Here is a 23,896-nt window from a genome sequence, read left to right as displayed (position 1 = left end):
CAGGACAGAGGCACATGCATTTCGACCTGATCGACCTCGCGCTTTTCCGGCACACCCTGGAATGCGGCAACATCACTGCCGGCGCCCGGCGCAGCCATCTGTCGCTGCCGGCTGCCAGTGCGCGCATCCGCGCGATGGAAGCGTCCCTGGGCACGCAATTGCTAGCGCGCAATCGCCGCGGCGTACAACCGACGCCTGCCGGGCAGGCGCTGTTGCAGCATGCCCGCCTGATCGCGCAGCAAGTGGAGCGCCTGCAATTCGACCTGGGCCAGTACGCCCAGGGGCTGCAGGGCCAGGTGCGGCTGTTGTGCAACACTGCGGCGCTGACCGAGTACCTGCCCGAATTGCTGGCCAGTTATCTGGCACAGAACCCCGGGGTCAGTGTCGATGTCCAAGAGCTGCCAAGCTTGCGCATCGTGCAGTCGATTACCCAAGGCATCGCCGACCTGGGGATCATTTCGACTGCGGCGCCCAGCGAGCATTTGCAGACCCTGCCCTTTCGCGATGACCCACTGGTGTTGGTGACCCCCCTTGCGCATCCGCTGGCGTTACACCCTGCGCCAAGCTTCATCGACAGCCTGGCCCATGGTCATGTCGGGCTGGGAGCAGACAGCGCATTGGCCTTGTACCTGGAGGAACAGGCCCTGCGTGAAGGCTTGCGGATGCGCGTACGGGTACGAGCCGATGGCTTCGATGGGGTGCTGCGCATGGTCGCGGGGGGCGCCGGGGTCGGCGTTGTGCCGTTGGCTTCGGTGCAACGCTGGCAAGGGCTGTTGCCGCTGCACTGGGTGGCGCTTCGCGAGGACTGGGCCAACCGCCAATTGATGGTGTGCGCGCGGGACTTTGCAGCGTTGCCAGGGTATGCGGCGGGTTTGGTCAAGCGCTTGGTTGGCGGAACAACCCCCTTACACCCCGTTCAGATGTGAGCCATCTCTCACCAACCCGCTTGCGGCCACTGGGGCTCTTTGCCCACAATCACGCTGCACCACGAAAAGGAGTTCCAAGTGCCCTCGATCTACCAGCTCAAACCCCGCTTCCAGGCCTTGCTCCGGCCCGGCGTCAAGCGCCTCTACGACCGTGGCGTCACCGCCAACCAGGTCACCGTCGCCGCCGCCTTGGTCTCGGTCCTGCTGGGCCTGCTGCTGGCCGGGTTCAGCCACATCACCTGGTTGTTCATCCTGATTCCGCTGTGGATGTTGCTGCGCATGGCGCTCAACGCCGTGGACGGCATGCTCGCGCGGGAATTCGGCCAGCAATCCAGGCTCGGTGCCTACCTCAACGAACTGTGCGACGTGATCGCCGACGCCGCGCTGTACTTGCCATTCGCCCTGCTGGCTGGCGTCTGGCCCAGCTTGGTGGTGCTGGTGGTGCTGAGTGCGACGTTTAGCGAATACGCCGGCGTCATGGGCCCGCTGGCAGGCGCCTCGCGCCGCTACGACGGGCCGATGGGCAAGAGCGACCGGGCATTCGCTTTTGGCGTACTGGGCACCGGCGTTGCGTTCGGCCTGCTCAACGCCACCTGGCTCAACGGCCTCTTGCTGGTCATCTTCGCGCTCTCGCTCTATACCCTCTACAACCGGGTTCGCCAAGGGCTGGTCGAAGCCCGCTGAGCCCATCGCCGCCGGACAAGGATTCTCGCCATGCGCCAAGCGCAATCGCTGCATTTCTCTACCCATGATGGTGTCGAGTTGCACTACCGTCATTGGCCCGCGACACGCAATGAACACCAGCCGCGCCGCGCCGTGGTGATGTTCCACCGTGGCCACGAACACGGCGGGCGCATGGCCCACCTGGCCGACGAACTGGACATGCCGGGCTACGATTTCTTCGCCTGGGATGCCCGCGGCCACGGCCAGTCGCCGGGCGCCCGCGGCGACAGCCCAGGGTTTGCCACCAGCGTGCGCGACGTGCAGACCTTCATCGAGCATCTGCAGACCGTGCACGGCATCGCCGAGCACGACATGGTGGTGCTGGCGCAAAGCGTCGGCGCCGTGCTGATCGCCACCTGGGCCCACGACTACGCGCCCAAGGTACGCTGCCTGGTGCTGGCCTCGCCGGCGTTCAAGGTCAAGCTGTATGTGCCCTTCGCGCGGCCCGGCCTGAAGCTGCTCAAGGCCGTGCGCGGCAACTTCTTCGTCAACAGTTACGTCAAGCCGCGCCTGCTTACCCATGACCCCGAGCGGGTCATGTCGTACGTGGCCGACCCGCTGATCAGCCGGCCGATTTCGGTGACCATGCTGCTGGGCCTGTACGAAGCCGCCGACCGTGTGGTGGCTGACGCCCAGGCTATTCAGGTACCGACGCAGTTGCTGGTCTCTGGCGCGGACCTTGTGGTCGAGCGCAAACCGCAGGAGCGCTTTTTCGAGCGTCTGGGCAGTGCACGTAAAGAAATGCACATCCTCCCGGGCTTTTTCCATGACACCCTCGGTGAACGCGACCGCGCCCATGCGCTGAAGCGCATCGAGCGCTTCGTCGCACATTGCTTCGACAGCCCTGTTACCGCGCCTTCGCTGCTCGATGCCGACAAGGTCGGCGCCAGCTGCGCCGAAGCCGAAAGCCTGGCCGCGCCCTTGCCACGCAACTCGCCCCGCGACCTCTACTGGCGCGCCACCCGTGCCAGCCTGCGCCTGGGCAAAGGGCTGGCCGAGGGCGTGAAGCTGGGGTTTGACACCGGCTTCGACTCTGGCAGCACCCTCGACTACGTCTACCGCAACCAACCGACGGGCAAAGGCAAGCTGGGCCGCATGGTCGACCAGAACTACCTCAACGCCATCGGCTGGCGCGGCATTCGCCAACGCAAACTGCACGTCGAAGAACTGCTGCGCGAGGCCATTGCCCGCCTGCGCGCCGAACAGCGGCCGGTGCATATCGTCGACATCGCCGCCGGCCACGGCCGTTACATCCTCGAAGCCTTGGAGGAACTCGAACAACGGCCGGACTCCATCCTGCTGCGCGACTACAGCGAACTGAACGTGCAACAAGGCAGCGCATTGATCGCCGAAAAAGGCCTGGCCGAGGTTGCTCGCTTCGTCCAGGGCGATGCCTTCGACCGCGCCAGCCTCGCGGCGCTGCAGCCAGGGCCTACGCTGGCCGTGGTGTCTGGCCTTTACGAACTGTTCCCCAGCAACGCGTTGGTGAGCAATTCCCTGGCCGGCCTTGCCGATGCCGTCGAAGCAGGCGGTTACCTGGTCTACACAGGCCAACCTTGGCACCCTCAACTGGAGATGATCGCGCGTGCCCTGACCAGCCATCGCGGCGGCGAGGCGTGGGTGATGCGCCGGCGCAGCCAGGCAGAGATGGACCAACTGGTCGAGGCGGCGGGCTTCCGCAAGCTGGCCCAGCGTATCGACGAATGGGGCATCTTCAGCGTCAGCCTGGCGCAACGGGTGCGTGAATGAACCCAACGCGTGAGCCCGGGCTGATTCGGCGGGGCGTGTTCTGGCTGTTGCTGCTGGGGCCGTTCTTCTTCCTCAGCTATGGGCTGGTGAACACCCACACCGCCAGCCGCAGTGATGTCGGCAGCCTGGTGTTCGGCTGGGAGCACGGCATGCCGCTGTGGCCCTGGACGATCATCCCCTACTGGTCGATCGACCTGCTGTACGGGTTGTCCTTCCTGCTGCCACGCACGCGCCAGGAGATGGACCGGCATGCCCTGGCGCTGCTCACGGCACAGGTGATCAGCGTCAGTTGCTTCCTGCTCTGGCCGCTGCGGTTCACCTTCGAACGGCCAGAAATGGCTGGGCTGTTCGGCTGGCTGTTCGATGTGCTGATGGGCTTCGACAAGCCTTACAACCAGGCGCCTTCGCTGCACATCGCGTTGCTGGTGATCATCTGGACGATGTTCGCCCGGCACGTGCACCGCCAGCCCTGGCGCTGGGTGATGCATGGCTGGATGGCGTTGATCGGCGTGTCGGTGCTGACCACCTGGCAGCATCACTTCATCGACGTGCCCACCGGGGCATTGGCAGGGTTTGTCTGCTTATGGCTATGGCCGTGGCAAGGTCGCCTGCCATGGCAGCAGGCCCGCCTTGCGCACGATGGCAAATGCCAGCGGCTGGCGCTGTGTTATGGCGTTGGGGCCTTGCTGTGTGCGGGGCTGGCGTACGCGGTGGGCGGTGCCGGGTTGTGGCTGTCATGGCCAGCCGTGGCGCTGTTGTGGGTGGCACTGAACTACGGTTTGTTCGGCGCGGGTGGTTTTCAGAAGGGCGCAGATGGGCGCTTGTCCAGCGCCGCGACCTGGCTGCTGCTGCCCTATCTGATCGGGGCGTGGATCAATTCCAGGGTCTGGACACGGCGCCATCCGCAGGCGGATGAGGTGTGTGACGGGGTATTCCTGGGGCGGATTCCTGGCCGTGGTGAGGGCGCGCAGTTCGTTGCCATCGTCGACCTTTGCGCCGAGCTGCCGTGCCGCACTGGGGCCGCTCTCACCGCTCAGAACTACCGCTCGCTTCCCACCCTGGACCTGATCGTGCCCGACAGCAAGCTGTTGCACGAAGCTGCAAACGCTATCGAGCAGTTGCGCCAGCAAGGCCCTCTGCTGGTCTGTTGCGCCCTGGGATATTCGCGCAGCGCCAGCGCCGTGGCGGCCTGGCTGGTACTCACGGGGCGTTGCGCCGATGCCGACCACGCTGAACAGCGGATACGCAGCGCACGCGCTGGCGTGGTCTTGCACGCGGCCCATCGACAGGCCCTGCAACAGCTTGGCGCACAGCGATGAACCTACAACTGACCGCCAGCCTGCTGGCCCGAGGCCGCCAGCTGGAGCGCCTGTCGGACGGCATCACGCTGCTCGCCCTGGGCGTTGGCCTGGCACCCTTGTTGGGCGCCTCGCTGCCGCCACTGGGCAGCCTGCTGTGCGCGCTGCTGCTGGCGCTCGGCGTGCTGCACAAGTACTGGGCCATCCGCGTGGCCCTGGACGCCGAACTGTTCGCCCACCTTGGCGCCAGCCAAGACCTGCCGGCAGACACGCAAGCGCTGGACCGTGCCTTGTTCGACCTCAACCTGAAACCGCATGCCAAGGATAGCCGCGACTGGCCCGCTCGCAGCCAAGCCGCACTGGCCCTGCTGCGCCGCCAAGCCATGTGCCTGGGCCTGCAACTGTTGCTGGCCTTGGCTACCCTGCTGACACTGCCCTTTACCGGATGACCACCGCCCCATGCTTGCGACCTTGACCGCCTTCGTCATCACCTCGGCCGCCCGGCTGATCACTGGCGCCCGTGCGTTATGGCTCGGCTGCACACCGCAGCCGGTGCAACGCCTGTACTTCGCCAACCACAGCAGCCACGGCGACTTCGTGCTGCTCTGGGCCTCGCTGCCAGAACCTTTGCGCAGGCGCACCCGCCCGGTGGCCGGGGCCGACTACTGGGCGAAGCCCGGTATTCGCGACTTTCTCATCCGCAAGGTGTTCAACGGCGTCTTGATCGACCGCCAGCGCGCAGAAGGCCAAGGCAGCCCCCTGCAGCCGATTCTTGAGGCCGTGGCCCAGGGCGATTCGTTGATCTTCTTCCCGGAAGGCACCCGCAACCTGGGCGATGAGCCGCTCATGCCATTCAGAAGCGGCCTGTACCATTTGGCTGCGGCCAACCCCGACGTCGAGTTGGTGCCGGTGTGGATCGCCAACCTCAACCGGGTCATGCCCAAGGGCCGCGCCCTGCCATTGCCGCTGCTGTGCACGCTGAGCTTTGGCGAACCTCTCCACCTGCTGGCTGATGAAAACAAGCAGGCCTTTCTCGAGCGGGCCAGCCAGGCCCTGCTGAACCTGGCGCCGAAGGATGCCTGACATGGACGACAATACCCTTTCGCTGTTCGCCGGCATCGGCGCCCTGCTGCTGCTCGCCAGCGTGATCGGCCGCCTGCTCAAGTGGCGTGCCGGCCCCGCGCCGCATGCGGTGATCGACAACCTCAACGCCCGCATCAACGCCTGGTGGGTGATGGTGCTGGTAATCGGCATCGCCTTCCTGTTCGGCAAGTACGGCGTGATCGTGCTGTTCTACGGCGTGTCGTTTTATGCGCTGCGCGAGTTCATGACCCTCACCCCGACCCGGCGCAGCGACTACCCGGCGTTGGTGGCGGCATTCTATGTGGCGCTGCCGGTGCAGTACGTGCTGATCGCCATGGACTGGTATGGCTTGTTCAGTATTTTCATCCCGGTTTATCTGTTTTTGCTGCTGCCGATCCTTGCCAGTTTCGGCGGCGACACCACGCGCTTTCTCGAGCGCGCGTCAAAGGTGCAATGGGGGCTGATGATCGCGGTGTATTGCGTGTCTTCGGTGCCCGCGCTGATGACCCTCGACATCCCCGGGTTCGAGGGCCGCAACCTGCTGCTGATCGCCTGGCTGATCCTCGTGGTGCAAATCAGCGACGTGCTGCAATACGTGTGCGGCAAGCTGTTCGGCAAACGCAAGGTGGCGCCCAACCTGTCGCCCTCGAAAACCCTCGAAGGCCTCGTCGGTGGCGTGGCACTGGCCACACTGATCGGCGCCCTGCTGTGCTGGATCACCCCGTTCAACTTCTGGCAGGCGGCACTGATGGCCCTGACCGTGAACGCCATGGGCTTCTTCGGCGGGCTGGTCATGTCGGCGATCAAGCGTGACCGCGGGGTGAAAGACTGGGGGCACATGATCGAAGGCCACGGCGGCATGCTCGATCGGATGGACTCGGTGTGCTTTGCGGCGCCGGTGTTTTTCCACTTTGTGCGGTATTGGTGGGCTTGAAACATGGCCATGCAACTGTCTCCCCCACCTTAGATCAGTGTGCGATTGCCAGCTCTCGCAACGCTGCCGATGCTAAAAATCCGGAACGCGATGCATACCTATGGTCGCGCTTTACCTTCTCATCGATCCGTTGCAACAAATTTTCCGGCAGCGTCGCATTGAATCGCACTGCCTTGCCAAGGTAGGGGGTCACATCGAAGTCCACGACCGCCCAGACCCCACCTTGGTAATCGGGGTTAGCCACATGAACATCAATCTCTTGCGCCTGCGGTAACGCTTCGTTATCGGCAACCAGACCTTCAAAATGTAACGCCAGTGCCTCCTGAACATTCTCCAACGCCTGAGAGACACTGACGCCTGCTGAAAAGCAGCCAGGAACATCAGGAACGGTCACCCCGTAGTCCGAATCAGCGTCTTTGTGCAATACGACCGGAAATTTCATTGCGTGTCTCCACTGGTACTTGAGCTGTTGGAGCCATTAGGCTGCTTCAGCCCAGCTTGCTTCAAGATGCTATGTACAGTGCCCTTAGGCAGATCGCTCTTAGGGTGGGGAACCGTCACCCTCCCCCTTTTGGTTGGGTGCCTGAACTGGTGATGGCTGCCCTTCACCTCTACTTCGTACCACCCATCTGCCTCGATAAGCTGAACTACTTCACGACTGCGCATTCAATCTTCCTTCGGCAGTCGATGTGTATGGTACACATCGAATAGACCAGAACAAAGCGCAGTACACACTATGCACACCTTAGGCGACCAGCGGATGGGTCCGGTGCGCAAGTAGGCACAAACCTATTGCCGTGTAGGATTTACCATCGCTTGATTATCGTGGCGCCATTTACATATAGCGCAGTCAGGCACCTGGACGTCGAGCCCAGGCAACTGCGGCGCGGCCAATGGCCCTATGGTGTCGAGTCATTCAGCCAGTCACCAGGAGTTGTGCCATGTCCGATTTCATCACCGTCCTGCGCGAAACCTGCCCGACGCCGGTCGTGGACGCCACCAAATGGAAGCGCATCGGCGGCGATCCGCACACCGTCAACCTGAACGCCTACCTGTCGGCCGACGGTAGCAAGATCATGGGTACCTGGATCTGCACCCCGGGCAAGTTCGAGGTCAACTATGACAAGTGGGAGTTCTGCCACTTCCTCGACGGCTACTGCATCATCACCCCAGAAGGCGAAGAGCCGAAGCACCTGAAGGCCGGTGATGTATTCGTGATCGAACCTGGTATGAAAGGCACCTGGGAAGTGGTCGAAACCGTGCGCAAGTACTTCGTGTTCGCCTGATCCCCTAGGCTACACATTCCCCTTGTAGGAGCAGCCTTGCGCTGCGAAAGGGCCAAACCAGGCATAGCAATTGTGTTGCCTTGGCTGGCCTCTTCGCAGCACAAGGCTGCTCCAAGAGGCATTCAAGCCTGCACGTTCAGGGCAAAAAAAATCGCGGAGCAGGTGCCCCTCCCTCTGGTGCGCAGTTACAGAGGGAAGGCCGCCTGGCCCGCGATGAAGTACACCTCGCTCGTCAATCCTGCTTGCGGTACCCCTCGACGATGGCCGAGAAGTCTTTACCCCCCTCCCCGCGCAGGCTCATTGCCTGATACAGCTGCTGTGCCACGGCACCTAGAATCACCGGCTGGTGCGCCTGGCGTGCAGCTTCGGTAGCCAGCCCCAAGTCTTTGAGCATCAATTCGGCGCCAAAGCCGCCGGTGTAACCGCGTGAAGCGGGTGCGGTCTCGATGATGCCTGGCCACGGGTTGTATGTGTCCGAACTCCAGCAACGCCCGGTCGAGCTGTTGATGATGCCGGCCAGCACTTTGGTGTCGATGCCCAGCGCGTTACCCAGGGCCATGGCCTCTGACACGCCGATCATCGAGATGCCCAGCAGCAGGTTGTTGCAGATCTTGGCGATCTGCCCTGTGCCGACCTCACCACAGTGCACGATGTTGCGGCCCATCTGCTCCAGCACCGGTTTGAGCGTGGCAAACAGCTCGGCACTGGCACCGACCATGAAGGTCAGGGTGCCGGCCGCCGCGCCGCCCGTACCTCCGGACACCGGCGCATCGCCCATGTCGACGCCCTTGGCCGCTGCGGCCTTGGACACCTCGCGGGCGGTCTGCGGGTCGATGGTGCTGCAGTCCACGGTCGGCGTGCCGGGGCGTATGCCCGCCAGCACGCCATCATCGTTCAGGTAGACGCTGCGCACATGGGCTGCGGCCGGCAGCATGGTGATCACCAGCTCACTGTTGGCCGCCGCTTCCTTGGGTGACGGGCTGACCTGCCCGCCCAGTTCGGCGAGCTCGGCCAGCACGGTCTTGTTCAGGTCAAACAGGTTCAGCTGATGCCCGGCCTTGATCAGGTTGCGGGCCATGGGCGCGCCCATGTTACCCAGGCCGATGAATGCGATACGCATGGCGAACTCCTTAGCGCAGGCTGATGGTGGTGTTCACACCGTCATTGACGCTGTCGTCATCGAACCAGCGGGCGGTGACGGTCTTGGTCTGAGTGTAGAACTGCACCACTTGCTTGCCGTAAGGGCCGAGATCACCCAGCTTGGAGCCGCGCGAGCCGGTGAAGCTGAAGAACGGTACCGGTACCGGGATCGGGATGTTGATGCCGACCTGGCCGATGTCGATCTCGCTCTGGAACTTGCGTGCAGCCGCGCCGCTCTGGGTGAACAGGCCGGTGCCGTTGCCGAACGGGTTGTTGTTCACCAGGGCGATGGCTTCATCGAGGGTGTCGACTTCCAAGGTCACCAGCACCGGGCCGAAGATTTCCTGGGTGTAGACCTGCATGTGGGTTTTCACCCCAGAGAACAGGGTGGGGCCAACGAAGTTGCCTTGCTCATAGCCCGGCACCGTGACGCCACGGCCATCGAGCTCGAGCTTGGCGCCTTCCTTGATGCCGCTTTCGATCAAGCCCAGTACCCGCTCCTTGGCCCGCTTGGACACCACCGGCCCGACATCGGTGCCCGGCTCAGAGCCGGCATTGACCTTGAGCTTGCTCGCGGCCTCTTTGATGTCCGGCAGCCACTCGCGGGCCTTGCCCACCAGCACCGCCACGGAGGTTGCCATGCAGCGCTGGCCGGCGGCGCCAAAGGCCGCGCCGACCAAGGCGTTGACGGTTTGGGTGCGGTTAGCGTCAGGCAGCACCACGGCGTGGTTCTTCGCGCCCATCATCGACTGCACGCGCTTGCCGTGCTGGCTGCCCAGGTTGTAGACGTGGGTGCCGACTTCGGTAGAGCCGACGAACGAGATCGCCTTGATGTCTTGATGGGTGCAGATCGCATCCACTACCTGCTTGCCGCCATGCACCACGTTGAGCACACCGGCCGGCACGCCGGCTTCCAGCGCCAGCTCCACCAGCATCACGGTCGACAGCGGGTCCTGCTCGGAAGGTTTGAGCACGAAAGTGTTGCCGCAGACGATGGCCATGGGGAACATCCACAGCGGGATCATGGCCGGGAAGTTGAACGGGGTGATGCCCGCGCACACGCCGATTGGCTGGCGCAGGGTGTAGGTGTCGACGCCGCCGGCAACGTTCTCGGCGAACTCGCCCATCTGCAGGGTGCCGATCGAAGCGGCGTGCTCGACCACTTCCAGGCCGCGGAAGATGTCGCCTTCGGCATCGGCGAGGGTTTTGCCCTGCTCGGCGCTGAGGGTTTGGGCGATACGTTTGGTGTGTTCGCGGATCAGCGCCTGCAGCTTGAGCATGATGCGCATGCGCGCGCCGATGGGGGTGTCACGCCAAGTCTTGAAGGCGCGATGGGCAGCGGCCACGGCAGCGTCGACTTCCTCGACGGTGGCGAACGGCACCCGCGCCAACACCTCTTGGGTGGCCGGGTTGACGATGTCGCGCCATTCGGTGGTCTTGGATTCGACCCATTGACCATCGATCAGCAGCTTGACCTGCGCGACCTTGGTCTGGTCGGGGGATTGAGGTGCGTTCATCTGGGTTCTCCTTGGAATTATTGTCGGGTCGAGATCGCCAGCGCCGTGCAAACGCGAGGTGGCGTCCTGGGGCTTTTTTCGAGTATAGATGTGCAAACATCCAACAAGAACGCACAAAAAAACCGGATCATCATGCAAAAAGACCTCACATCCCTGAGCGCGCTCAACTGGGACGACCTGAAGTTCTTCCTCGAAGTGGCCCGCACCCGCAAAGCCAGTAGCGCCGCCAAGCGCCTGAGCGTCGACTACACCACGGTGTCACGGCGCATCACCTCGCTGGAGGGTGCACTGGGCACGTTGTTGTTCGAAAAATCCCGGACCAACGGCTTCGTCCTGACCGCCGAAGGTCAGCGCCTGCTGGGTTATGCCGAGTCGATCGAAAGCACTTTGCACATGGCGTGCGAGCAGGTTTCGGGGTCGGGCGTGGCGTTGTCGGGGCATGTGCGCATGGGCTGCACCGAAGGTTTTGGCAGCTTCTTCGTCACGCCGCAACTCAGCCACTTCGTCGATGCGTATCCGGCCATTTCGGTGGACATCTTGCCGTTGCCGCACTTCATCAGCCTGTCCAAGCGCGAGGCGGATATCGTCATCGCCCTGGAACGCCCTGAACACGGCCCCTATGTGTGCTGCAAGCTGTGCGACTACCGGCTGCGGCTGTACGCCACCCAGACATACCTGGATAACCACGCGCCGATTCGGCAGGTCGGGGACTTGGCGAAGCACCCGTTCATTAGTTATGTGGATGACCTGGCGTTCAGTTCGGAGCTGTTGTACCTGGCCAACCTGATTCCCAATGCCAACGCGCATTTGCGCAGTACCAGCGTGATTGCCCAGTACACCGCAGCATTGCAGGGGCGTGGGCTGGCAATCTTGCCGTGTTTTCTGGCGGCGCAGGACCCGCGGCTGGTAACGGTGTTACCGGCGGAGATCGAGGTGACGCGGCAGTTCTGGATGTATTGCCGGGAGGACTTGAGGAAGCTGAAGCGGATAACCCTGTTGTGGGATTACATTCGCGAGGTGACCGAGGCGAATGCGCCGTTGTTGATGGGCGAGACCCGCGAAATGCAGTTTGCTCAGGGGTAGATCGACAAGGAGTAAGGGAGCCCCATCCTAACCAGTATTAGGCTCTTTACGAAAGTTCTTGTGGGAGCGGGCTTGCCCCGCGATGGAGTGCGAAGCGCTCCTCTACCCGATATCAAATAGTGCAAAGACGCCGCGAATTCAGCTTTGCTGCCGCGTTGCGGCAGATCGCGGGGCAAGCCCGCTCCCACAACGACGGATGACCATACTTTTCGTACAAAACCTAACAGGGGGGGTTGTAACTACAGCCGATACACAACTTGGAACAATCGCCACCGGGGCCCACATCAAGGCCCCATGGTTTGCGACATTTCTCTCTTTACCCAGTCGACAGTGGCGAATGCGCCGTTGTCGATGGGCGAGACCCGCGAAATTCGGTTTGCTCAGGGATGACGCCGCCCTCAGCCACAGCCCCGTACAGGGTGGGTCTGTTCAGTAGGACGCCACGATGATCGATACGCGTCGATTTTCGGTGCGCCCGGCGCTGCTGCGGTTGTCCGCCACCGGCTGGGTGCTGCCCAGGCCGCGGGTCTGGATGTTCTGCGCGGGCATGCCGACGCCGATCAGCGTTCTGGCCACGCTCTGTGCGCGGCGCTCGGACAATTGCTGGTTATAGGTGGCCCTGCCCGACGCATCCGCGTGGCCATCCACCCGCACGCGTTGGAGACCTACGCCCAGCAACGCTTTGCCAATTCGCTCGACGATCGCCTGGCTCTGGCCATTGAGGCTGTCCAGGTCACTGCCAAACAGTACCTTGCCGGACAGGTCAAACGCCCAACCTTCATCAGTCGGGGCAAAACCTTCACGCTTGAGCACAGCGATTTGCTCAGCAGTTAGCCCCTTGGGTGTGGTCTGGCAACCGGTAAGTGCCAGCATGGCGAGCAGCAACGCCCAAAGGGGAAAACGCAAACGATGAATCACGGGTTCAACTCCTGTTCTTGATTTCGGTGGCGGACCGTTCCGTCTGCGCCACTTGCCAATGGCCACGGTGCTTACGCTTGGCCTGGTACATTGCCGCATCGGCGGCGTCGAGAAGGCTGGCAGGGTCAGTGCCATCCTCGGGGTAAAAGGCGATGCCGACACTCAGCGAGGTGGCAATGCTGCTGCCACTGTCCAGCTGTACCGGCAGTTTCATGCTGGCGACGATTTTCTCGGCGATGAGTTCGGCGTCTGAGCGCGACTGCAGCGGCGTCAGCAACACCGCGAACTCGTCGCCGCCCAGGCGCGCCACCAAGTCATGCTCACGCAGTTGGGCGCGGATGCGGTCGGCCACGCTGATCAGCACTTCATCGCCCACGGCATGGCCGAGGCTGTCGTTGATCTGCTTGAAGTGGTCACTGTCGAGGAACAGCAGCGCCAGATGATCTTGCTGCCGCGCAGCGTTGCGCAGGCTGCGGCTAAGGCGGCCTTCGAAAAAGGCGCGGTTGGGCAGGCCGGTCAGGCTGTCGTGGCTGGCCTGGTGAGCGAGGGTCTGGTTTTCGCTCTGCAGGTGGCTGTGCCACACCTCCAGTTCATCGAGCAAGGCGTTGAAGTCGTTACTCAGCTCGTTAAGCTCGGCAATCGGGGCTTCTGGCACGCGGCGGTCGAAACGACGTTCACGGCGGGCAGCATGGGCAACGCTGGCCAGCGCACGCAATGGGCGAACGATGTCGCCGAGCAGGCGCTGCGACAAGTACAGGGCGATGACGGCGCTGAGTACCATGCACAACAGGATCCCGCCCAACCCACCGAGCAGGAACAACAACAGGCTGCGGCCTTGGCCAATCAGTTCGATATGCCCGACCTTTTGCTGCTGGTGAATGATCGGCAGGTTGACCGGCTCGTCCAGCAGCGCGGTGGCGACCTGGGTTTCCAGGTGCGCGAGCATGCCGCTGTCGTTGCGTTGCCAGTGGGCCAGTTGCTCGCCTTCATTGTCGAAGACCTTGGCGTCGGCCACCTCTTCGGTACTGGCAATCAGTGCCAGTGCCTCACTGGCCGCAACGCTGTCGTCGAATACCACGGCGGCTTCGACGGTGTAGGTGATCGAGCGGGCGATAAGGTGCAGGTTGTGGTTGGCATAGACCTGCAGGGCAAGCACGCCCAGCACGGTCAGCGAAATACCGACCAGGCCCACGGCGAGCAGAGCGACACTGAGGTGCCCACGGCCGAGCACCGAACGCAGGGTCGGGCGAATACGCCTGTTGGTCGTTTTCATGGCTGCACACCTCGGCGCCGCGACAATTGCAGCACACTGGGGTGGATGCGTACGCCGGAACGGGCCACGGAATCGAGGTTCACTTCAAAGGCCACCTGCTGATCGCTGACCCGCAGGCAGAACAGGCTGCCGACCGTACACGGGTCGTCGGCCTCACTGATGCTCAGCACCGGGTGGCCGCTGACACGCTGGAACAAGCGGTCGCGCTGGCCCTGATCGAGTTTACCGATGTAGATGGCATCACAGGCCTGGGCAACCTGCGCATCGTCAGCCAGCAGCCGACGCACCTGCAGCGGCCGCCCGGACTCTTGCACATGGCCCTTGATCAAATCGTCTGCGTATTCGGTGGGGCCGATCAGGCACAGGCGCAGGGGCGTAGGCTCGACGGGCCAGCGGGCGTAACTGAAGATCCCCAACACCACCTGGGTGACAGCCTTGGCACGTTGCTGTGCCTGCACAGCGGTTGCTGAGGTTTCCGCCCAGGCAGGGCCTGCCAGTAGTAACAGGACCGCCAGCAACAGCGAAAGCGTACAGCGTGTCACTCGCCTTCCGGCCACGGTCATGTGGGAAATCTCTCGAAGTCCTTTCAGATGTTGGCGCAACGATAGCACATGGCCGCCAATCGTACCTGGCGGCCAGTGTCAGACCTGTTCGAGCATCAGGCCGGAAATGCGCCGCACCTTGCGCGACACCGCCTCCTCGAAGATGCCCTGCCGTGGTTCGATCAGGCTGAAGCAATGCTTGGCGCGGGTGATGCCGGTGTACACAAGCTCCTTGGTCAGCACCGGGTTAAGGGCGTCCGGCAGCACCAGGGCGGTATGGCTGAACTCCGAGCCCTGGGACTTGTGCACCGTCATGGCGAACACGGTTTCCACTTCGTTGAGCCGGCTTGGCAAGACGAAACGTACCCCACCGTTGCCGTCGTTACGCGGGAAGGCGACCCGCAACAAGGGCTCGCCCCGCTCGTCGGGCAGGCGCAAGGCAATGCCGATGTCGCCGTTCATCAGGCCCAGGCCATAGTCGTTGCGGGTCACCAGCACCGGCCGGCCCTCGTACCAAGGCTGCTGAGCGTCGATCAGCCCGGCGTTGTGCAGCACCCGCGCCACCCGTTCGTTAAGGCCTTCGACACCCCATGCGCCCCTGCGTACCGCGCACAGCAGCTGGAAGTCCTCGAAACTGTGCAGCACCTTGCTTGCCCATTGTTCCCAGAGCGGGTCATCGAACGCGGTGGCCGGAGCCGGCCGATAGCGCCCCAAGGTCCGCAGGTAGCTGCGATAGCCTTGAGGCCCTTCTGCGCCGCGGTTGAGGCCGTCGAGCAGCAGACGGTCGAAGGCCCGATCGTGTTCGTTCTTCAGCGCCAGGCCGTTGACATCCGGCGGTGGCATCGCGAGCAGATTGCGCGCCGCATGGGATTCCTGACGGTTGACCAGCCGCGCCAACTGCCCAATCCCGCTGCCTTCGCCGAAGCGCCGGGAGAAACGCAGCATCACTACCTGCTGGGCCAGCGGATTGCGCTGCGCATCACCGGCTTTGAGACCACTGCCTTCCAGCGACTGGCCACCAATCTGCTCCAGCCACGCCTGGGTCGCGGGTGAGTAACAGCCGTCTTCGGCATCCCGGCACAGGTCGCCCAATACCGCCCCCGCCTCGACCGAGGCCAACTGGTCTTTGTCACCCAGCAGGATCAGCCGTGCGCGGGGTGGCAGGGCATCGAGGAGGTTGGCCATCATCTCCAGGTCGATCATCGAGGCTTCGTCGACCACCAGCACGTCCAATGGCAACGGGTTGCCCGCGTGATGACGGAAATGCCGCGACCCGGGGCGGCTGCCCAGCAGCCGGTGCACGGTGCTGACCTCGGTGGGGATCTGCCCGCGCACGGCTGCGCTGACTTGCAGGCGCTCGACCTGCTGGCCAATGGATTCGGTCAAGCGCGCAGCGGCCTTGCCGGTCGGCGCGGCCAGGCGAATACGCAGAGGCCTGCCCTGCTCCACCGCCGGGGCCTGCAGCAAGGCCAGCAGGCGCACCACCGTGGTGGTCTTGCCGGTGCCAGGGCCGCCGGTGATGATGCTGAAACCGGCGCGGGTCGCCAGGGCGCACGCCAGCTTTTGCCAATCAACCTGACCGGCCAGGGCACCCGCGTCGAATAGCTGTGCCAGGCGCGCCGGCAAGTCAGCCGGTGCGGCTTCATCTTGGCTCAGGCGCTGGCGCAAGTTCTGGTCGATGCGCCGTTCGTAGTTCCAATAGCGGCGCAGGTACAGGCGCTCGCCACTGAGCACCAGCGGCCGTGCCTGCTGGCCTGGGGTGTCGCCGGCGGCCACCAGTGGGCTGGCAGCGATGCGCTGGCGCCAGGCCTGAAGGTCCAGGTCTGCAAGCAGTTGCGAAGGCAGCAGCAAGGGGCCGATCAAGGCGTCGCCTTCTGGCGGCAGCGACAGTGCAAAGTCCGGTTCGGCCAGGGTTTGCTGCAAGTCCAGGCAGACATGGCCGTGCCCCAGCTGATGGCTCGCCAGGGCAGCGGCCAGCAACAGCAAGGGGTCGCTGCCCGGGGCGCGCTCTTCGAGAAACGACACGAACGCGCGGTCGAGGGCTCGCAGCCAGCCACGCTCGACCCAACGGTCCAGCAGTTGCAGCAGGTCAGCGCTGACACGCTGCGGCGCCAGGGCCAGCAGGTGTTCGGCGTGCAGCGGCGTGGGCAGCAGGTCGGTGAGGGTTCGGCTCATGGTGCGGCTCCGGCAAACAGGTCCTGCTGTGCGGGTGCATGCTCGCCACGGAACAGCGCATCGAGGGCTTCGATCAGTGCCCGCGGCGGCTTGACGAAGTACACGCCATGACCGCTGCTGTTGGCGCCGCGCAGGAAGATGAACAGGGCGCCGCCGACATGGCGGTCGTAATCGTAGTCAGGCAGGCGGGCGCGCAGTTGGCGGTGCAGGGCCAGCAGGTAGAGCACGTACTGCAAGTCGTAACGATGCTCGAGGATGGCCTTTTCCATGGCCTGGCTGTCGTAGGACTGGATGTCCGGGCCCAGCCAGTTGGATTTGTAATCGGCCACGTAATAGCGCCCGTCCAGCTCGAAGGCCAGGTCGATGAAGCCCTTGAACATGCCGTTGAGCAGCGTCGGCTGTGCCGCCGGCCGCGCCTGGCCTGGGTGCGTATAACGCGCCACCAGTTGATCGAGCTGTTCGGCGTCGACCTGATGGCTGGCGAACCAGAATTCCATTTCGATCTGGTAGTGACGCAGGTGCGCCAGGGTGAGGCTTACGTCGTGGGCCAGGACAGGCAGCGGTTCGTTCAGCAACTGGCGCAACCACGGCGTCAGCGTCGGGATCCAGCCGGTCCAGTCACGGCGATTGCAGCGCTGGCCGACCGTGCGCTCGATCAGCTCGGGGTTGCCGCTGACTTCGGCGAAGCCTTCTCGGCCGGCCCATTCCAGCAGGCCATGCAGGAAGGTGCCGGGGTTTGGCCCGCGTGGAAAGCGGTGGATATCCCCCCCTTCAGCCGGCACCTCGCGCAGCAGTTGCGCATCGAGGACTTCGTCATCCAGAAGTTGCTGGGCCTGTGAGCTGTCGGCACCGAGGGTCTGGTCACCGACGCGCAAGGCACTATAGGACGCAATCCACCAGTGCTCGGCGGCCGCTCGCCGGGGCTTGCGCGCAGGCAGCAGCTCACGTTCGGCATGTGGCGTGCGGTACAGCTGCTCGTCGGCCAGCGGCAGCGGCGGGCACTCAATGTACGGGCAGCTTGATGCCAACGCCTGCAGCCAGTCCGCCAATTGCCCGGACCCGGTCAACGCAAGGCCACCGCCAAGCAGGTAACCGAGGGCTGAGCGGTGCAGTAGCGAGCTCTTCTGGTTGCCGCGCTTGAGGTCGGCGACGCCAAGCCAGCACGCATGCTGGGCGCGGGTCAGGGCCACGTAGAGCAGACGCAGGTCTTCGGCCAGGCGCTCGTCGTCGGCGCGGGCGATCTGTTCCTGGTCAGGGGTTAACGTCAGGTGCGCGTTGCCTTGGCTGTCATGCCAGGCCAAGGGCAGGCGGGTACCGTCCACGGGCTTGCTGGTGCAGATGAACGGCAAGTAGACCAAGGGGTATTCGAGGCCCTTGGACTTGTGGATGGTCACCACTTTGACCAGTTGCTCATCGCTCTCCAGCCGCAGGATCTGTTCTTCACCGGCCTGACCGGAGCTGGCCAGGTGTTCGGCCAGGTGACGGATCAACGCTTGCTCGCCATCAAGCTCGCCCGCCGCCTGTTGCAGCAGCTCGGCCAGGTGCAGCAGGTTGGTTAGCACACGCTCGCCGTCACTGCGGGCGATGAGCGTGCGCGGCAACTGGAAGTCGTGCAGCAGGTGGCGCAGCATCGGCAGCACGCCTTGGCGCTGCCAGGTATCGCGATAGCGCCGAAAACGCATGACCCAGTCTTCCCACACCCGTTCGTCCTGGTTCAGCTTGTCCAGCGCCGCCAGTGACAGGTCGAGCGTAAGGCTGGCCAGCGCGGCCTTGAGCAGGCGCTCCGAATCCGGCTCGGCGCAGGCCTTGAGCCAGGCCAGCAGGTCATGCGCCTCTTGGGCGGCGAACACCGAGTCCTTGTCGGACAGGTACACGCTGCGCACCTCACGCGCGGCCAGTTCGGCACGGATCATCTGTGCCTCGTGGCCGTCGCGCACGAGAATGGCGATATCCGAAGGCAGGCAGGGGCGCAGTTCACCTTCGCCGTTGCGGAAACCCGCCGTACCCTGCTGCCCACCGTTGAGCAAGGCGACGATATGGCTGGCGCAGCTGGCAGCCAGGTGCTGGCGGTAAAGGCTGCTCGATACCGGCTCTTCGCTCTGCAGGTGCCAGCATTGCAGGGCTGCGCTTGGCTGGCCGTCCACCAGCAGGTGCTCGCTACGGCCTTTGGCGCGGACCTCGATGAAGGGCAACGGGTTGTCTTGCGCTTCACGGAACAGAAACGCCCCTCGCCCCTGGCTTCGGGCCTCGGCCTGGAGAAACACCTGGTTGACCGCCGCGACCATGGCCTGGCTCGAACGGTAGTTGGTGTCCAGGCTGTGCAGACGCCCGGTGGTGGCGCGCCGGGCGGCGAGGTAGGTATAGATGTCGGCACCGCGGAAGGCGTAGATCGCCTGCTTGGGGTCGCCAATCATGAACAGCCCGGTTTCAGGGCGGTTCTCGCTGATCTGGTAGATCCGCTCGAAAATCCCGTACTGGACCGGGTCGGTGTCCTGAAATTCGTCGATCAGCGCTACCGGGAACTGCTCACGAATCAACCCGGCCAGGCGCTCGCCGGCCTCACTGGCCAAGGCATGTTGCAGCCGCAGCAGCATGTCGTCGAAGCCCATCTCGGCGCGCCGGCGCTTTTCCACTTCGAAGCGCGCCGACACCCAGCCAGCAGCGTGTTCAAGCAACTGCGCATCCGGGCTGGCGAGGGCCTGCAACTGTTGCTGCAGCGTTTGCATGGCGTGCAGCCCGGGGTGATCGGGTGGCTCCCCAGACTTCCAGGCCTCGGCCATGCCCGCTGGCGTCAGGCGGGTGAAGCCGGTGCCAAGATCGAGCTCGACGGCCTGCTCGTCGCCGGCCCAGGCGCACAGCTTGTCGAACCAAGGTTCGAAATAGCGTGCCTGCATCTTGCGCCCGTCGGCCTGCTTGGCGGCCACGGCATCGCGGCAGATCTGCCGCAGCTCATCGGCCCATTGTGCCCAGGGCGCCTTGAGCGCAACCAACTGCTCGGTGCGTTGCCCAAGCGCGGTTTGAATCAACGCTTCGGGCGCTTGCTCGTCCTGCTGTGCCCGTACCCGGCCGAACAGCGGGCGAATCCGCGGCAACAGCGCGTCGGGGCTGCCCCAATGCCCACGCACCCAAGCCAGGGCCTCACCTTGCATGCCATAGCAGAACCGGCGCCAGTAATCGCGCATGACCTGGCCCAGCAAATCGCTGTGATCGGTCTCGAGTGTCTGGGTGAACAGGCTGCCGCTGTCGAACGCGTGCTCGCGGAGCATGCGCTGGCACCAACCGTGGATGGTCGACACCGCGGCCTCGTCCATCCATTGCACGGCGATTTCCAGGCGGCTGGCACAACGTGGCCAAGCCTCTTGCGGGTAATCGTCGCGCAACTGGTGCAGCAGTGGGTCGGCAGCGTCAAGCTCGCCACGGAAGAACCGCGCCGCCTCGGCCAAGCGGGCGCGGATACGTTCGCGCAGCTCTTTGGTGGCGGCGTCGGTGAAGGTCACCACCAGAATCTGCGGGGGCAGCAGTTCACGGCCGAAGGCCTGTTCGCCTCCGTGCCCGAGGATAAGCCGCAGGTACAGCGCCGAAATGGTAAACGTCTTGCCGGTACCCGCACTTGCTTCAATCAGCTGGCTGCCGTGCAAGGGGAAACTCAGTGCCAGGGGACGGTCCTGGGTCATGCGCCACTCTCCGGGTTGCCCAGGGCCTGCCAGGGTGCGTTGAACAAGGGGCGGTACAGGGATTCGCACCAACCTTCAAAGGTTTCGTCGGCGGTGAGCGCGGCGAAGTCACGGAACTGCCGCGCCAGGGCGATGCTCTCGCTGCGCTCGCCAAAACTGTTGCGCTCGTCGCCTTCATAGGCGCGAGCAGCCGCGGCCAGCGCTTTGTCGGCATCGTCTTGGGCCAGCCAGGCGAAGGCCGTTTTGGCCGCCACAGGCAGCGGCGCATTCATGGCGGCCTGGCGGGCAACCAACAGGTCGCCGAGCAATTGCGCCGCCTGGTCTTGCGGTAAAGGTGCCAGGAGCAAGGTCAGGTCACTGGCCACCAGCGCACTGTTCAGCGGATAACCTGCAGCGCAGGCAGCCAGGTGCATGACCCAGGGTGCGATCAACCGGTGCCATTTATAGTTGTTGCGCCCGGCACTGATGGTGTTCGGGACGGTGGTGATGCTTAGCAGGCTTTGATCATCAGCCTGGTACACCCGGCCTAGCCAGCCTTCCAGCCGGTGCGTGCCCTGTGCGTAATGCACAGGCAATGCGCCTTCGACCAGGTGTGGCCAACGCTGCAACAACTGACGATGGCGTTGCAGCAGGTCAGGCAGCGGCTGAATCAGATCGGCCTGCAACAGTGCGCCAAAACCGGCAAGCGGCAACACGCCACACGCTTGCAGGCGGCGTGCCTGCACCTGCAAGGCCTGCTCGGCATTCGCCGGGTCGGCCAGCGCGGCATTCAATAGGGTTTCACTGGCACTGTAGCGTTGCAGCGTATCGAGGACGAACGGCTCTTCATCCGGGGTCGGCGCCTCCAGGGCCTCGAAGAACACCTTCAGGCGCTGGCTGAAGAAGTGCCGCACCGGGTGGCGAAGAAAATCGTTCAGCTGCGTCAGGCTCAGTGCTTCGTCGTCGACATAAGGAGGCAAAGCCGGCTCGACCTGCGTGGCGTCCTGCCCTTGCCGATGCAGCAGCTGCCATTCATGGGCGAAGCTGAACAACGGACTGCCCTTCTGGAAGTAGCGCGGGCTGAACGGTTGCAGCGGGTGCTCCTGGGTCAAGGCGTGCAGCAAGCGCTCATCCGGCCCTTGGACTGGCCCGTCCTCTGCACCGGCCAACCGCCAGCCGGCAGCCACATGATCACGCAACTGGCCGATCAGCACCGAGGCCGGGCGCTCGCTGTTGTCGCGGATGCTGCGCCCGACCCAACTGACATAAAGCTGATCCCGTGCCGACAGCAGCGCTTCGAGCAACAGGTAACGGTCATCTTCACGGCGCGAGCGATCACCTGGGCGGTAGTCGCTGGCCATCAGGTCGAAGTCCAGCGGCTGCTGGGCGCGGGGGTAGTCACCATCGTTCATGCCCAGCAGGCAGACCACGCGGAACGGGATGGCGCGCATGGGCATGAGGGTGCAGAAGTTCACCGACCCCGCCAAGAAGCGCTGGGACAGCTTGCCTTGGTCAAGCCCCGACAACCACGCTTCGCGGACCACCGTCAGCGGTAGCGCGTCTTGCAGGCCGACGGTTTCGCACACTTCCAGCCAGGCGTCGCGCAGGTCCTGCAACTGCATCAGCAGAAACTCGTCGTGCTCACCCTCAGCCAGGAAAAACACCTGCAGCAAGGCATTCAAGCGCTCGCCCCACTCGGTGACGGTCGCCGGCTGTGCCAGTGCCTGGCAGGCCACCTCAAGGGCGTCCAGCAGGGCTACCAAGGGGCCGATCAGTGCCGCATCGAGGCCACCGATTTCGTCATAGGGTTCAATGCCATCACACCCCTCACCCACACCTACGGCATAACCCAACAACATGCGCCGCAGGCCGAAACGCCAGCTGTTCTGTTCCAGGCCTTCAGGCAAGCCGAGGCTGGCCCGTTGCTCGGCGTTCAGGCCCCAGCGGATACCGGCACCTTCGATCCAGCGATGAAGCGTGGGCAAATCGCTTTCACGGATACCGAAACGGGCCCGTACTGCCGGCACGTCCAGCAGGTCGAGCACTTCACTGACCGCAAAGCGGCTGTCTGGCAGCTTGAGCAGGTGCTCCAGGGCAATCAGCAAGGGCTCTCGACCGCGCTGGCCTTGGTCGGTGAGGGTGAACGGGATGTAGCGCGGGTCGTTGCGCTGCAATTGGCCAAACACGGCGCGGATATGGGGTGCATAAGTGTCGATTGCCGGGAGCATTACGATCACATCGCGCGGGCGCAGCGTAGGGTCGGCGCTGAAGCGGGCCAGTAACTGGTCGTGGAGAATTTCCACCTCGCGTTGCGGGCTGTGCGCGACATGGAAGCGCATCGAACGGTCCTGCGCGAGGTCGACTTGCGGCCAGCGTTCGCGGGTTTCGGCAAGTGGACGCAGTTCGAGGATGTCATCTTGCAGTTGGTTGAGCAGCATGGTCGGCGAAGCTTCGCTGAACAGGTCGATGCGCCCTTCGCTGAATACGCCGCGGTAGCTGCCGGGGTCGTCATAGCTGTCGAGCAGGTTGATGTAATCACGGCCCTGCTTGCCCCAGGCGGCCAGCAGCGGATGAGCATGCTGGTGTAGCGATTGGTCATCCAGCAGAAGCGGCATGCCTTGCTTGCGTTGTTGGCGTTTGTACTGATGCCGCAGCAGGTCTTTGTCGGCGACGATATCAGCCCAGTGATGGCGACACGGGTTGTGGACGCAAAGCAGTACCTGGCTGAACCGGGCAAGCCCCGCCAAAGCCTCCAATGCTTGCGCTGGCAGGGAGGAGATACCGAACACGATCACGCGCGATGGCAGGCCGACAGGTGCCTGCTCCAGGCTGTTGATACGCTCGATGAACCGTTGATGCACACCTGCACGGCTTTGCGCCATGCCCTGCTCGCCGACATCATCCAGCAGCGCCCGCCACAATTCGGCCTGCCAGCGATTGCCAGGGGGCAAGGGTTTACGCTCGCCACGGGCGGTATTGAGGATGTGCTCGCCAGCAGCCCAGTCCTTGAGCCAGTCGGCTCGGTAAACTTGGTACTGGTCGAACAGGTCGGCCAGGCGCTCGGCAAGCTGGTAACGCTTGCGCAGGTCGCTATCGTCGGTGAGAAAACGGCGCAGGGGCTCGAAATGCGGGCGCTCGATCAACGCTGGAAGCAGGCGCATGAGGCGCCAGGTCAACGGCGCCTTGTCGAGCAGGGAAACTTCGGGGATCTCATCGCGGCCCAGCACTCGTCGGTAAAGCTGCCACATGAAGCTACCGGGCAGTTGCACATCGATCGCGGCGGCAATACCACAGCCGCCTAGGTCACCTTCTTCAGGGTCTTCAGCCAGCGCCAGTTTTAGCCACTGGGCGATGCCGTTGCTCTGCACCAGGGCGATTTCATTTTCCAGTGGCGCTAACGGGTAACGGCGCATCCAGCTCACCACCAAGCTGCGCAAATCGTCGAGGCGGTTGCCATGTACGATCATGAAGCCGGGATGGAGGGCGGTGGTGTTGACCATTGAGCATTCCCTGGAAGCGGTGGGTTCTGATGCGGAACCATATCACGGGGCATGCCCGGGGTTATGGCGGGCATGGCGACAAATCTTTTCCAGCCC

Annotated in this window: 19 protein-coding genes; 9 read left to right on the top strand and 10 right to left on the bottom strand. The window is 63.8% G+C overall.

Going from position 1 to position 23,896, the window contains the following annotated elements:
* Positions 1-14 precede the first annotated feature (14 nt).
* From AC5PZ0_RS03745 to AC5PZ0_RS03715, 7 genes are all read left to right on the top strand, one after another.
* Positions 15-926: a LysR substrate-binding domain-containing protein gene (locus AC5PZ0_RS03745; RefSeq protein ID WP_493854393.1), complete on the top strand. Its 912-nt coding sequence runs from the start codon at positions 15-17 to the stop codon at positions 924-926.
* 78 nt (positions 927-1,004) lie between these two features.
* On the top strand, positions 1,005-1,610 hold the full coding sequence (locus AC5PZ0_RS03740; RefSeq protein WP_027595449.1) for a CDP-alcohol phosphatidyltransferase family protein: 606 nt from the start codon (positions 1,005-1,007) through the stop codon (positions 1,608-1,610).
* A 30-nt stretch (positions 1,611-1,640) separates the two neighbouring features.
* On the top strand, positions 1,641-3,398 hold the full coding sequence (locus tag AC5PZ0_RS03735) for a bifunctional alpha/beta hydrolase/class I SAM-dependent methyltransferase (RefSeq protein WP_085273923.1): 1,758 nt from the start codon (positions 1,641-1,643) through the stop codon (positions 3,396-3,398).
* Positions 3,395-4,717 carry a phosphatase PAP2/dual specificity phosphatase family protein gene (locus AC5PZ0_RS03730; protein WP_493854392.1) on the top strand — a complete coding sequence of 441 codons (1,323 nt, stop codon included), beginning with the start codon at positions 3,395-3,397 and terminating at the stop codon, positions 4,715-4,717. Before AC5PZ0_RS03735 ends, AC5PZ0_RS03730 begins: the two co-directional genes overlap by 4 nt.
* On the top strand, positions 4,714-5,145 hold the full coding sequence (locus AC5PZ0_RS03725) for a hypothetical protein (RefSeq protein ID WP_454242934.1): 432 nt from the start codon (positions 4,714-4,716) through the stop codon (positions 5,143-5,145). Before AC5PZ0_RS03730 ends, AC5PZ0_RS03725 begins: the two co-directional genes overlap by 4 nt.
* 10 nt (positions 5,146-5,155) lie before the next feature.
* Positions 5,156-5,779, top strand: a complete 624-nt coding sequence (locus tag AC5PZ0_RS03720; RefSeq protein WP_027595452.1) for a lysophospholipid acyltransferase family protein — start codon at positions 5,156-5,158, stop codon at positions 5,777-5,779.
* 1 nt (position 5,780) lies between these two features.
* Positions 5,781-6,713: a phosphatidate cytidylyltransferase gene (locus tag AC5PZ0_RS03715; RefSeq protein ID WP_027595453.1), complete on the top strand. Its 933-nt coding sequence runs from the start codon at positions 5,781-5,783 to the stop codon at positions 6,711-6,713.
* Positions 6,714-6,747: 34 nt separating this feature from the next.
* Here AC5PZ0_RS03715 and AC5PZ0_RS03710 read toward each other — a convergent pair whose 3' ends face one another.
* Positions 6,748-7,155, bottom strand: coding sequence for a type II toxin-antitoxin system HicB family antitoxin (locus tag AC5PZ0_RS03710; RefSeq protein ID WP_493854391.1), 408 nt, complete (start codon positions 7,153-7,155; stop codon positions 6,748-6,750).
* A complete protein-coding gene (locus tag AC5PZ0_RS03705; RefSeq protein ID WP_493854390.1) occupies positions 7,152-7,379 on the bottom strand; it encodes a type II toxin-antitoxin system HicA family toxin in 228 nt (75 codons plus the stop codon). The genes AC5PZ0_RS03710 and AC5PZ0_RS03705 overlap by 4 nt, the downstream gene beginning before the upstream one ends.
* A gap of 275 nt (positions 7,380-7,654) precedes the next feature.
* Here AC5PZ0_RS03705 and AC5PZ0_RS03700 point away from each other — a divergent pair, with 275 nt between their 5' ends.
* Positions 7,655-7,999 (top strand): cupin domain-containing protein, encoded by a 345-nt coding sequence (locus tag AC5PZ0_RS03700; protein ID WP_003251579.1) that lies wholly within the window; start codon positions 7,655-7,657, stop codon positions 7,997-7,999.
* A gap of 232 nt (positions 8,000-8,231) precedes the next feature.
* Here the strand turns inward: AC5PZ0_RS03700 and mmsB are convergent, their stop codons facing one another.
* Both mmsB and AC5PZ0_RS03690 read right to left on the bottom strand, forming a co-directional pair.
* Complete coding sequence (gene mmsB, locus AC5PZ0_RS03695) at positions 8,232-9,119, bottom strand: 3-hydroxyisobutyrate dehydrogenase (protein WP_027595454.1); 888 nt, start codon at positions 9,117-9,119, stop codon at positions 8,232-8,234.
* Between the two features lie 10 nt (positions 9,120-9,129).
* Positions 9,130-10,656 carry a CoA-acylating methylmalonate-semialdehyde dehydrogenase gene (locus AC5PZ0_RS03690; RefSeq protein WP_493854389.1) on the bottom strand — a complete coding sequence of 509 codons (1,527 nt, stop codon included), beginning with the start codon at positions 10,654-10,656 and terminating at the stop codon, positions 9,130-9,132.
* A 132-nt stretch (positions 10,657-10,788) separates the two neighbouring features.
* Between AC5PZ0_RS03690 and AC5PZ0_RS03685 the strand changes: the two genes are divergently transcribed.
* Positions 10,789-11,739, top strand: a complete 951-nt coding sequence (locus tag AC5PZ0_RS03685; protein WP_274888373.1) for a LysR family transcriptional regulator — start codon at positions 10,789-10,791, stop codon at positions 11,737-11,739.
* A gap of 429 nt (positions 11,740-12,168) precedes the next feature.
* On the opposite strand, the gene yfiB is transcribed toward AC5PZ0_RS03685, so the two are convergent.
* The 6 genes from yfiB to recC form a co-directional block, all read right to left on the bottom strand.
* Positions 12,169-12,657 (bottom strand): outer membrane lipoprotein YfiB, encoded by a 489-nt coding sequence (yfiB, locus tag AC5PZ0_RS03680; RefSeq protein ID WP_027595459.1) that lies wholly within the window; start codon positions 12,655-12,657, stop codon positions 12,169-12,171.
* 4 nt (positions 12,658-12,661) lie between these two features.
* A complete protein-coding gene (dgcN, locus tag AC5PZ0_RS03675; protein ID WP_099430459.1) occupies positions 12,662-13,930 on the bottom strand; it encodes a diguanylate cyclase DgcN/YfiN in 1,269 nt (422 codons plus the stop codon).
* Positions 13,927-14,493: a regulatory sequestration protein YfiR gene (yfiR, locus tag AC5PZ0_RS03670; RefSeq protein ID WP_027595461.1), complete on the bottom strand. Its 567-nt coding sequence runs from the start codon at positions 14,491-14,493 to the stop codon at positions 13,927-13,929. Before yfiR ends, dgcN begins: the two co-directional genes overlap by 4 nt.
* Positions 14,494-14,571: 78 nt before the next feature.
* On the bottom strand, positions 14,572-16,647 hold the full coding sequence (recD, locus tag AC5PZ0_RS03665; protein ID WP_493854388.1) for an exodeoxyribonuclease V subunit alpha: 2,076 nt from the start codon (positions 16,645-16,647) through the stop codon (positions 14,572-14,574).
* Complete coding sequence (gene recB / locus AC5PZ0_RS03660; protein WP_493854387.1) at positions 16,644-20,321, bottom strand: exodeoxyribonuclease V subunit beta; 3,678 nt, start codon at positions 20,319-20,321, stop codon at positions 16,644-16,646. Before recB ends, recD begins: the two co-directional genes overlap by 4 nt.
* A complete protein-coding gene (recC, locus tag AC5PZ0_RS03655; protein WP_493854386.1) occupies positions 20,318-23,800 on the bottom strand; it encodes an exodeoxyribonuclease V subunit gamma in 3,483 nt (1,160 codons plus the stop codon). The genes recB and recC overlap by 4 nt, the downstream gene beginning before the upstream one ends.
* Between the last annotated feature and the right edge of the window lie 96 nt (positions 23,801-23,896).

This window comes from Pseudomonas sp. 5.2 (assembly GCF_059025405.1).
This window is presented reverse-complemented; position numbering and strand designations above follow the sequence as displayed.

Coding starts and splice junctions, on each gene's coding strand:
- AC5PZ0_RS03745 (WP_493854393.1), top strand. CDS start 15: ATGCATTTCGACCTGATCGACCTCGCGCTTTTCCGGCACACCCTGGAA.
- AC5PZ0_RS03735 (WP_085273923.1), top strand. CDS start 1,641: ATGCGCCAAGCGCAATCGCTGCATTTCTCTACCCATGATGGTGTCGAG.
- AC5PZ0_RS03730 (WP_493854392.1), top strand. CDS start 3,395: ATGAACCCAACGCGTGAGCCCGGGCTGATTCGGCGGGGCGTGTTCTGG.
- AC5PZ0_RS03725 (WP_454242934.1), top strand. CDS start 4,714: ATGAACCTACAACTGACCGCCAGCCTGCTGGCCCGAGGCCGCCAGCTG.
- AC5PZ0_RS03720 (WP_027595452.1), top strand. CDS start 5,156: ATGCTTGCGACCTTGACCGCCTTCGTCATCACCTCGGCCGCCCGGCTG.
- AC5PZ0_RS03715 (WP_027595453.1), top strand. CDS start 5,781: ATGGACGACAATACCCTTTCGCTGTTCGCCGGCATCGGCGCCCTGCTG.
- AC5PZ0_RS03710 (WP_493854391.1), bottom strand. CDS start 7,155: ATGAAATTTCCGGTCGTATTGCACAAAGACGCTGATTCGGACTACGGG.
- AC5PZ0_RS03705 (WP_493854390.1), bottom strand. CDS start 7,379: ATGCGCAGTCGTGAAGTAGTTCAGCTTATCGAGGCAGATGGGTGGTAC.
- AC5PZ0_RS03700 (WP_003251579.1), top strand. CDS start 7,655: ATGTCCGATTTCATCACCGTCCTGCGCGAAACCTGCCCGACGCCGGTC.
- mmsB (WP_027595454.1), bottom strand. CDS start 9,119: ATGCGTATCGCATTCATCGGCCTGGGTAACATGGGCGCGCCCATGGCC.
- AC5PZ0_RS03690 (WP_493854389.1), bottom strand. CDS start 10,656: ATGAACGCACCTCAATCCCCCGACCAGACCAAGGTCGCGCAGGTCAAG.
- AC5PZ0_RS03685 (WP_274888373.1), top strand. CDS start 10,789: ATGCAAAAAGACCTCACATCCCTGAGCGCGCTCAACTGGGACGACCTG.
- dgcN (WP_099430459.1), bottom strand. CDS start 13,930: ATGAAAACGACCAACAGGCGTATTCGCCCGACCCTGCGTTCGGTGCTC.
- yfiR (WP_027595461.1), bottom strand. CDS start 14,493: ATGACCGTGGCCGGAAGGCGAGTGACACGCTGTACGCTTTCGCTGTTG.
- recD (WP_493854388.1), bottom strand. CDS start 16,647: ATGAGCCGAACCCTCACCGACCTGCTGCCCACGCCGCTGCACGCCGAA.
- recB (WP_493854387.1), bottom strand. CDS start 20,321: ATGACCCAGGACCGTCCCCTGGCACTGAGTTTCCCCTTGCACGGCAGC.
- recC (WP_493854386.1), bottom strand. CDS start 23,800: ATGGTCAACACCACCGCCCTCCATCCCGGCTTCATGATCGTACATGGC.